At 31.9% G+C, this 8,681-nt stretch carries 14 protein-coding genes; all 14 read left to right on the top strand.

The features are described from left to right. Nucleotides 1–700 precede the first annotated feature (700 nt). The 14 genes from Q1X91_RS02910 to Q1X91_RS02845 all read left to right on the top strand — a co-directional run bounded on the left by Q1X91_RS02910 (nt 701) and on the right by Q1X91_RS02845 (nt 8,681). A complete protein-coding gene (locus tag Q1X91_RS02910) occupies nt 701–1,318 on the top strand; it encodes a siphovirus Gp157 family protein (RefSeq protein WP_300753253.1) in 618 nt (205 codons plus the stop codon). Next, nucleotides 1,311–1,499: a hypothetical protein gene (locus Q1X91_RS02905; protein ID WP_300753251.1), complete on the top strand. Its 189-nt coding sequence runs from the start codon at nt 1,311–1,313 to the stop codon at nt 1,497–1,499. The genes Q1X91_RS02910 and Q1X91_RS02905 overlap by 8 nt, the downstream gene beginning before the upstream one ends. Then, the gene (locus tag Q1X91_RS02900) at nt 1,492–1,662 is read left to right on the top strand and encodes a hypothetical protein (RefSeq protein WP_300753249.1); all 171 of its coding nucleotides are present in this window, start codon (nt 1,492–1,494) and stop codon (nt 1,660–1,662) included. Before Q1X91_RS02905 ends, Q1X91_RS02900 begins: the two co-directional genes overlap by 8 nt. 22 nt (nt 1,663–1,684) lie before the next feature. After that, nucleotides 1,685–2,848, top strand: coding sequence for a hypothetical protein (locus tag Q1X91_RS02895; protein WP_300753247.1), 1,164 nt, complete (start codon nt 1,685–1,687; stop codon nt 2,846–2,848). Nucleotides 2,849–2,971: 123 nt separating this feature from the next. Continuing rightward, nucleotides 2,972–3,148 carry a hypothetical protein gene (locus tag Q1X91_RS02890; RefSeq protein WP_300753245.1) on the top strand — a complete coding sequence of 59 codons (177 nt, stop codon included), beginning with the start codon at nt 2,972–2,974 and terminating at the stop codon, nt 3,146–3,148. After that, entirely contained in the window at nt 3,145–3,309 is a 165-nt protein-coding gene (locus Q1X91_RS02885; RefSeq protein WP_300753243.1) for a hypothetical protein, read from the top strand. The genes Q1X91_RS02890 and Q1X91_RS02885 overlap by 4 nt, the downstream gene beginning before the upstream one ends. Next, a complete protein-coding gene (locus tag Q1X91_RS02880; RefSeq protein ID WP_300753241.1) occupies nt 3,309–4,574 on the top strand; it encodes a hypothetical protein in 1,266 nt (421 codons plus the stop codon). Before Q1X91_RS02885 ends, Q1X91_RS02880 begins: the two co-directional genes overlap by 1 nt. 90 nt (nt 4,575–4,664) lie before the next feature. Continuing rightward, nucleotides 4,665–4,919: a hypothetical protein gene (locus Q1X91_RS02875; protein ID WP_300753239.1), complete on the top strand. Its 255-nt coding sequence runs from the start codon at nt 4,665–4,667 to the stop codon at nt 4,917–4,919. Between the two features lie 24 nt (nt 4,920–4,943). Further along, nucleotides 4,944–5,378 carry a hypothetical protein gene (locus Q1X91_RS02870; protein ID WP_300753237.1) on the top strand — a complete coding sequence of 145 codons (435 nt, stop codon included), beginning with the start codon at nt 4,944–4,946 and terminating at the stop codon, nt 5,376–5,378. 2 nt (nt 5,379–5,380) lie between these two features. Next, entirely contained in the window at nt 5,381–6,220 is an 840-nt protein-coding gene (locus Q1X91_RS02865) for a helix-turn-helix domain-containing protein (protein WP_300753232.1), read from the top strand. Nucleotides 6,221–6,239: 19 nt separating this feature from the next. Further along, on the top strand, nt 6,240–6,884 hold the full coding sequence (locus Q1X91_RS02860; protein ID WP_300753230.1) for a hypothetical protein: 645 nt from the start codon (nt 6,240–6,242) through the stop codon (nt 6,882–6,884). Nucleotides 6,885–6,934: 50 nt separating this feature from the next. Continuing rightward, complete coding sequence (locus Q1X91_RS02855) at nt 6,935–7,165, top strand: helix-turn-helix domain-containing protein (RefSeq protein WP_300753228.1); 231 nt, start codon at nt 6,935–6,937, stop codon at nt 7,163–7,165. Further along, complete coding sequence (locus Q1X91_RS02850; RefSeq protein ID WP_300753226.1) at nt 7,165–7,857, top strand: site-specific DNA-methyltransferase; 693 nt, start codon at nt 7,165–7,167, stop codon at nt 7,855–7,857. The genes Q1X91_RS02855 and Q1X91_RS02850 overlap by 1 nt, the downstream gene beginning before the upstream one ends. Beyond that, nucleotides 7,854–8,681 (top strand): site-specific DNA-methyltransferase, encoded by an 828-nt coding sequence (locus Q1X91_RS02845; protein WP_300753224.1) that lies wholly within the window; start codon nt 7,854–7,856, stop codon nt 8,679–8,681. The genes Q1X91_RS02850 and Q1X91_RS02845 overlap by 4 nt, the downstream gene beginning before the upstream one ends.

Raw genomic sequence — 8,681 nt, 5'->3', positions numbered from 1 at the left:
CAACAAAAGAAGTGGGGTGCGGGGCAAAGCCCTGCAAATATTTAAAATTAAAAAAAATAATTTTTTGACAAATTATAATTGTTTAGGTATATACTGAAACAATTTTATTTTGTCAATTGGTGCACATTATACAGAATTATCAACTTTTTTGCCGCACAAAAAAGTTGCAAAAAATGCAATTGCTAGAACTTTATATTTTAAAGATATGTATTAAATGTATGATAATATCTGAAATTTGGGTAAAAATGAAGTCTTTTCGCCTGCCTACGGCACGCAGAGCGAGGCGTACAGCGTATGGTTCTTTGTGCCAACAAAAGAACTGGGGTGTTGCGTAGCACACAGCGTGGTGGGCAAAGCCCCGCAAATATCAAAATTTAAAAAATTTCAAAATTTAAAAAATTTATTTTTTGATAAACTATAGTTGTTTAGGTATATACTGAAAATTTTTAAGTTTGTCAATTTTTTATTCAACTTTTTCCCGCCGAAAAATGTACTAAAATCAAACTTTTTGCAAAAAGTGTACTAAAATCATATAGAAAAATCAATACATATAAATATTTTATAATCCATAAACCTATATTTTTCATAGACAGATTATTAACAAAAACAGTTAGTAGTCTGTCTTTTTTATTTTCTAAGCAAGGTAAAGCACCCTATAGGGAAAGCAAAAAATATATAAATAATTTTAAAGGAGTAAAAAATGGGAAATAAAGAGGTAATAGAAAATACTATAAGCAGCAAGCATAAGATAAAAGAACTTGAAGATATGCTTGAGAAACTCAATTATTTCATATCTGTACAAGATGATGTTGAAAAGTTAGAAGAGTACAACGAGTATAAAGCACTGTTAGCAGAGAAAATAAAAGAATTGTCTGCAAATCTAAAAGAAAATGAGGCAGAAGTAAAAGAATACTTGTCAAAGCTGGCATACACAGTACAGAGATTAAATAATGAAATTGAGATGAACAGAGAAATAAAAAGAGAAGCAGACAAGAGAATAAAAAATATAGAGAAATCAATTAATTTCTTAAAATCAAACATAATTGAAACAGGCAAAATCATAAATCTATTCAATGATTATTCAAGTCAAAGATTAGGTGCTTTCAATGTAAGAGTAAACAGCACAGCAACAGTAAATATTACAGATAAGAATTTGATAAAAGATGAGTATCAAAAAGAAATAGTAATATTAGAAATTGATAGAAAAAAAATAAAAGAGGCATTGGAAAACGGTAAAAAAGTAGAAGGTGCGGAGTTGGTTCATAATTTAGTAATACTCGGCGGAAAGGTAAAAAATGAGGAGGTAGAAAATGAATAAAGTTGAGTATTTTTCTAAAGTACAAGAAGTTTTAACTGAAGTATTGAAAGATAAAAAATATTTAAAAGAATGCAGAGGATATGGCATTACGCATAAAGAGGAGAATTTATTACAAGAACTTATAGAAAACACTATATATTACAAATTGAGTAGTATAAATGAGGAAACAGAAAATGAATAAAGAGTTTAAAGAAAGAAACATTGAGTATTATGAAGAAGAAGAGTGTACAGAAAGATGTTCTGTATGCGGTTCAGATTGGGAAGTATCTAGTTACAAAGGCAGACAATTATGTGCAGACTGTGCATATGATATGTACAGCGATGACATATATAGAAGCAGATAATATTTTTTAAGGGGGTAAGAAAATGGAAAAAATAATAGGATATAAAGCATTTAATAAAGATGCTGACGGCTTATATTGTCAGCCTGATGCTCGTGATGAAAAATTTAGATACGAAGAAGGAAAAGTTTATGAAATAGAAGGCAAATTATCACTTTGCGAGAATGGGCTTCATTTTTGTAAAGAATTAATAAATGTATTCAAGTTTTATCCGCTTGTGCAGTGGGTAAAAGTACATAGAGTGGAAATATTAGGCGATGTTGTAGATGATGAAGATAAAGAAAAATCATGTACAAATAAACTAAAAATATTAGAAGAAATTAGCTTTGACGAAATTATCGGAATATTAAAAATATACACTTCTGATGGAGTTAGCTGCTCTAGTGGGATTAGCCACTCTGATGGAGTTAGCCTCTCTGATGGGATTAATAACTCTAATGGAATTAGCCGTTCTGATGGGATTAGCCACTCTAATGGAGTTAGCTGCTCTTATGGAATTAATAACTCTAATAGAGTTAGCCACTCTGATGGAATTAATAACTCTAATGGAGTTAGCCGTTCTAATGGGATTAGCCACTCTGATGGAGTTAGCCTCTCTAGTGGGATTAGCCACTCTGATGGAGTTAGCCACTCTGATGGAGTTAGCTGCTCTAATGGAATTAATAACTCTAATGGAATTAGCCGTTCTGATGGGATTAGCCACTCTGATGGAGTTAGCCTCTCTAGTGGGATTAGCCACTCTGATGGAGTTAGCCTCTCTGATGGGATTAATAACTCTAATGGAATTAGCCGTTCTGATGGGATTAATAACTCTAATGGAATTAGCCGTTCTGATGGGATTAGCCACTCTGATGGAGTTAGCCTCTCTAGTGGGATTAGCCACTCTGATGGAGTTAGCCACTCTAATGGAGTTAGCTGCTCTGATGGAATTAATAACTCCTTCGGTATATTAAATAGCTTTGGCGTATCAGACGCCTTATTTTTAGCTAATAAAAAAGAAACTTACTCTTTATTTGGCATAGAAGTTCCAAAACATCGTTTTTATGATGTAAAAGATGAACTTTATTCTTATCTAAACGGCTGGCAACCTACTTTCAATAATTTAAGAGATCTTTATTTAAAATTTGGAGGTAAGTGGGAATTGACCCCAATCCAAGCAGCAGAAGAAATACAAAAAAAAGAGGCTTAGGCAGGTATGCCTATCCAAGCTATCAAATATTTGATGAGCTTGGAAGAGTTCAATAAAGAAATGTTTGAAGAGATTACTGGAATAGACACAGATAAAATAGAATAATGATACTAGGGGGGTAGTATGATTAACTTTATAAAAAATATGTTTAAGAAAAAAAATAAACTCACATGTGCAGTTTGCGGGGAAGAGATACATAACAATTTTAGAGTTATGTATCTAAAAATAAACGGCTGTTACGGCACTTATGAAGTGCATTATAGCTGTGCAGAAAAAATAATTGAGGAGATAAAAAAATGAGTAATAAAATCGTAGCTTTATGGCTTAATAAAGAAAAAAAGTTTATGAAAGGTAATATTGAGATAGACGGCAGGAAAATAAAAATAATCATTTTTAGAAATAAAAAGAAAACAAAAGACAGTCAGCCCGACTATGACATTTTAGAAAGTGAGGAAAGATAATGAATAATCAATTAAGTACAAATGTAAACAATAAAGTAAGTCAATACAGTTTTGATGAATTAGATAAAATGTCAAAGCTGGTTGCAAGCAGTAATTTTTTAGGTACTAAAAACCCTGCAGAAGTTTTTACTCTTTTTATGATAGCTCAGGCGGAGGGTAAAAATCCCGTACAAGCCAGTATGGAATATTCAATCATACAAGGCAGACCAGCCTTAAAATCTCAAGCCGTTTTAGTTAGATTTCAAAATGCAGGCGGTAAGATTAAGTATCTAAAAAGAGACGACAACGAATGTAAAATATTATTCTCACACCCTCAAGCTGGAGAACTTGAGGTGTCATGGACAATGGAAACAGCAAAGCAGGTAGGATTATCGGGTAAAGATAATTGGAGAAAATATCCAAGACAGATGCTTGCGGCAAGATGTATAGCAGAGGGCATAAGAGCTTTATACCCTGCTTGTCTTGACGGGCTTTATTTAGTAGATGAAGTACAAGACTTCGATAAAGGATTTAATCACAATGTAATAGATACTCAAGCAGATGACAGCACATACAATGCTTATAAAGATGTTTACGAACATAAAATAGAAAATGCAGATTATATAAAAGAATATGTAAATGATGTGAAAGGTAATGCATGTGCTGGAGATGAAATAACATTTGAGTATAAAGATAGACAGATATTCGGTAAAATATTAGAAGATGAATATATTAAAGAAAATGATAATGTAATTCATTATTTTACTATAGAAGACTTAAAAGGGAATAAGAAAAAAATATTGGCGAGAGAAGTATATCAAAAATATACTCTTGCTAAAGCATTTAATGAAGATGAAAGATTATACAGATTAAATGCGAAATACACAAAAAAGAAAATAGCTGAAGGTGTATTAGATAACCCTAAAAATGAAACTCAAATAGACAAGTCATTAAAGCTAGAAATATGTCCGACAGGAATATCGAAAGGCTGTAAATGGACAGAAATGTCTACTGAAAAACTAGAAAAATATTACAGAGATTATAAGAGCGGAAAACTCATAGGCTATGCAGAGGAATATTCGGCATATATAGAACAAATTCTTTTAGAAAGAAGAAATAATCAAACAAACAGTCAAACTCAAGCTGTTACAGTATCGGAAGATGACGATCCTTTTTCATCTGCTAATGATGATGATTGGGACAATATGATTAAAGAACAGGAAAAGAGAAATAAAACACCGCATCAAATAGATGATGAGAAAGACGGATTTATTTTAGAGATCTGATACATTTATATACACTTACTCTTTATAAAAAATATTATTTTGTCGGCGGGAGGTAAAACTCCTGCTGATAAATAAAAAAGGAATGAAAAAATGGATAAAAATTTAAAAGCAGTATTAGAAGATACAGAATTAAGCAATGAAGCTAAAAGAGTGTATCAAGATATGCATAAATTATACGGATATAAAAAGACGTTTGTTACGATAAGCGACCTTGTAAAGATGATACATAAAAATAGAAAAAATACATGTGATGCTTTAGAGGAGCTTGAAGATGCGGGATACATAAGAATACAAAACTTTGGGCAAGGCAAAACAAGAGCTTATACAGTCTTAAAACATTTATAAAAAAAATAAACGGAGGGCAGTCTAATGACAAGAGTAAAAAAAAGACAAAGCGTTTTATACGCATATCACTATGATGAACTTTATAGCACAAGAATAGACAAAGTTTTAGAACTTCAAGGAGCTTATTACGGAGAAATTGACGGACAAGAAACGCTTTTTATCAAAACTGGAGAATATGACAAAAATAATATTAAAGCAGTAAACGTGCCTACAGACTATTGGCTGTTATGTGAGGGCATAACAGATGACAGAGGCGAACTTGTAGTCATATACAAAGTTAAAGCAGTTTCAAATAAAAAATTTATAAAAGAGTACGAACTATTAGATGAAGAGCCTACACTTTTTGATGCTTTAGATAAGGCAGTCGGCAAAACTCTTAATGAGAATGATGCAGTAGACAGTATAACTATAGTAGATGAAGACGGGAATATGAGAGAAGTAAAAAGGAGAAAGGCTTGAATATGAATAATAGAAGTTATTACGCTGTTATCCCTAGCTACATTTTACAAGATAAAAATATTAATCCAAACTCAAAACTTTTGTATGCAGATATAACTGCGTTATGTAATGAAAAAGGTTTTTGCTGGGCTAAAAACGAATATTTTTCAGAGCGTTATGCTGTATCTGTTAGAACTATACAAAACTATTTGAAAGAGCTTCAGGAAGCAGGATATATAAAAATAGTCCTCACTAAAAAAAATCAAGTAAGACATATCTACATACAGCATAAACAAGTAGAGCTTGAAGAACAATACGATTATGAAGATTACAATTTTGATACGCGGGTGAAAAAAATTGCACCCGACGGGCGAAAAAATTTTCAGGGGACGGGTGAAAAAAATTGCACACAGAATAATACATATAATATTACAAATAACAATACAAGTGAGGTGGGAATGCAAAACAAATTACAGTCCCATCAGCCCTCCCCACACTTAAAACTTGATTTTGAAAATATAAACTCGATAGCCAGCTATGGAGATTGGGATTTAGAGACTTTCAAGGCATGTGTTTTAAATTGGGTTATCAAAATGTCAGGGCAGGCTGTAAGCGGATTGAGACAAGTCTTAAAATATTATGAGCTTGAGAACCTAGAACGGAACTTTGAAAGACGGCTTAATAATTGCGGGTGGGCTATAGTTTTTGCTGTTGATGATGCTTATAAAAGCGATGTACGGTTCAGAAAAAAAGACTTTGTTAGTTTTTTGAATATTTATCTAACGGAGTACGGTAAATTAAAATCGAAGCGAGAAAACGAAGGGGAAGCGTCGGATATACGCATGGATTTTTATAAAGGCTAAAAAACTATGGGGGTAGTTCATGGCTGGAGAAAATAACAATCAACAAAAACAAAAGATAGATTACGGCGGACAAAAGCACAAATGGGCTAACGAGCTTAATCGATTTGTGCTTCAGACAAAAAGAGATTTTATTAATTATTTTGACTGCTTAAAAATAGCTGTCATGCTTAAAAATTACGACGGCTGGTATAATCACGATGTGAAAAAATGTGCCAAAGGACTGCAGGAAGGGCTTGACTTTTATGCCCCTTTCACTGAAAGACTACAGTTGTATTTAGCTGACACAAAACGTAAATACAAAATGTATTATGCTTTCACAATCGTAAACGACACAATCCAAAAAGATTTGAAAAAAAATGAATGCTATAAGTTTACCAGTTTTTATTTTGATTGGATAGATGACTTGAAAGAATTATTAAAAATCAATGCAAGAAGCGGTAAGTATTATAACTTTTTATATCCTGCTTTATATGACCCTCGAACTTTTGAGGATAAAACTGAAGATGACGTTATAAACGATATAAAAACAAATCTGAATGGAACTGATATAACAAGTATTTTAGAAAAAAACAGTATCGGTGAGGCAGATTGGGAAGCGGAAATAAAAGCGAACCTTGAAGCGAACAAAAGAGTACAAGAATTACTTAAACTAGGAGCATTCTAATGGCTAGACAGACATCGACTAATTGTTATCACGAACATGTTTCAAAATTTATGAATAAGCAGGAGGCAAGAGTATACAATGCCTTAATTGAACTTAAAGAAGCAACAAGAGGAGAAATAGCAGAACACTTAAAAATGGAAAAGTCTACAGTATCTGCTAGAGTAAACAATATGCTTAAGTTCGGAATACTGATAGAAACGGGCAAAAGAAAAGACAAAATAAGCGGAGTTACTAATTACACCGTGGCTATAAATGGCGATTTACAAGGGAGATTATTTTAATGAGTATTGAGATAAATAACTGCAAATTAATTCATGGCGACTGTATTGATTTCCTTAAAAACTTCGACGGCAAGGCTGATGTTGTGATTACCGATCCGCCTTATTTTTATAATGATTATAGTAAAGGTAATGCAGGATTTGATGAAAGTCAAAAAAATATAGACTTCATTAAAAATATCTCTATGGGCTTTGATGTTGATATAGTTTTTAATTTGATAAAAAAGAAACAGGAAAAAATAAATATATTTTGTTTTTGTAATGATTTGCTTTTATCTGAAATAATCGGCTGGGGAAAGAAAAATAAAAAGTATCAAGTAAATGTTCTTGTATGGGAGAAAGGGGGCAGACCATTTGGAGAGACTTATTTACATAACGTTGAGTTTATCGTTCACATTAGAGAAAGCGGCTCTCATTTTGGCGGACAGTATAAAAGCAGAATATTTAAGTACCTTTCTAAAAGAGAATGGGGACACCCGACCGAGAAGCCCGTTATCCTTTTGAGAAAATTAATAGAATACGGAAGTTATGAGAATGATACTGTGCTTGATATTTTTATGGGTTCGGCATCTTTAGGCGAGGCTTGTGTAGATATGAATAGAAACTTTATCGGAGTGGAAAAAGATAAAGAAATATTCGATTTAGCTGTAAAAAGAATAAAAACTGTATCAAGTCAAGGAGTATTGGCTTTATGAGTGAAGCATTATTATTTGATATAGACGAACTTGACAGCATAGATACCTTGAAACCAAAAATTGAGGTACAAGAGGGTGATATTTGGCAGTTAGGCAGACATAGACTTTTATGCGGGGACTGTACGGTAAAAGAAAATGTTGACTTGCTTATGAACGGCAATAAAGCGGATATGGTATTCACAGATCCGCCTTATAATGTAAATTATTCAAGTAAAAATCAATTTCTTAATTCTATAGACAAAGGTAATAGTATACAAACAGATATAAAAAACGATAATTTGGAAATAGATAAAATAAAAGAACTTTGGTATAATGCTTTTACTAATATTAAATATATATTAAATGATTATAGTTGTTTTTATTTTTGTAGCCCACAATCAATAGATATATATTTAATGATTGATACTGTAATTAAATCTAATTTATTATTAAAACAAATTATAATATGGAATAAAAATAATCATGTATTAGGAAGAAGCGATTATAATTATAAACATGAACCTATTTTATATGGTTGGTATAATAGACATAAATTTTACGGCAATGGTAAAATAAAAACTACAGTATGGGATATTCCTAAACCTTTAAAAAATGATTTACACCCAACTATGAAACCTATTGAATTAATAAAAAATGCTATATTAAACAGTACACTTGAAGATATGATTGTATATGATTGTTTTTTAGGCTCTGGCAGTACATTAATAGCCTGCGAACACGCAAACCGTATTTGTTACGGCATGGAAATAGAACCCCATTACTGCAGTATAATTATAGAACGCTGGCGGAAGTATACAAATAAAAAAGCAATAAAAATAAATTAA

This window comes from uncultured Brachyspira sp. (genome assembly GCF_949287625.1).
GTDB lineage: Bacteria > Spirochaetota > Brachyspiria > Brachyspirales > Brachyspiraceae > Brachyspira.
This window is presented reverse-complemented; position numbering and strand designations above follow the sequence as displayed.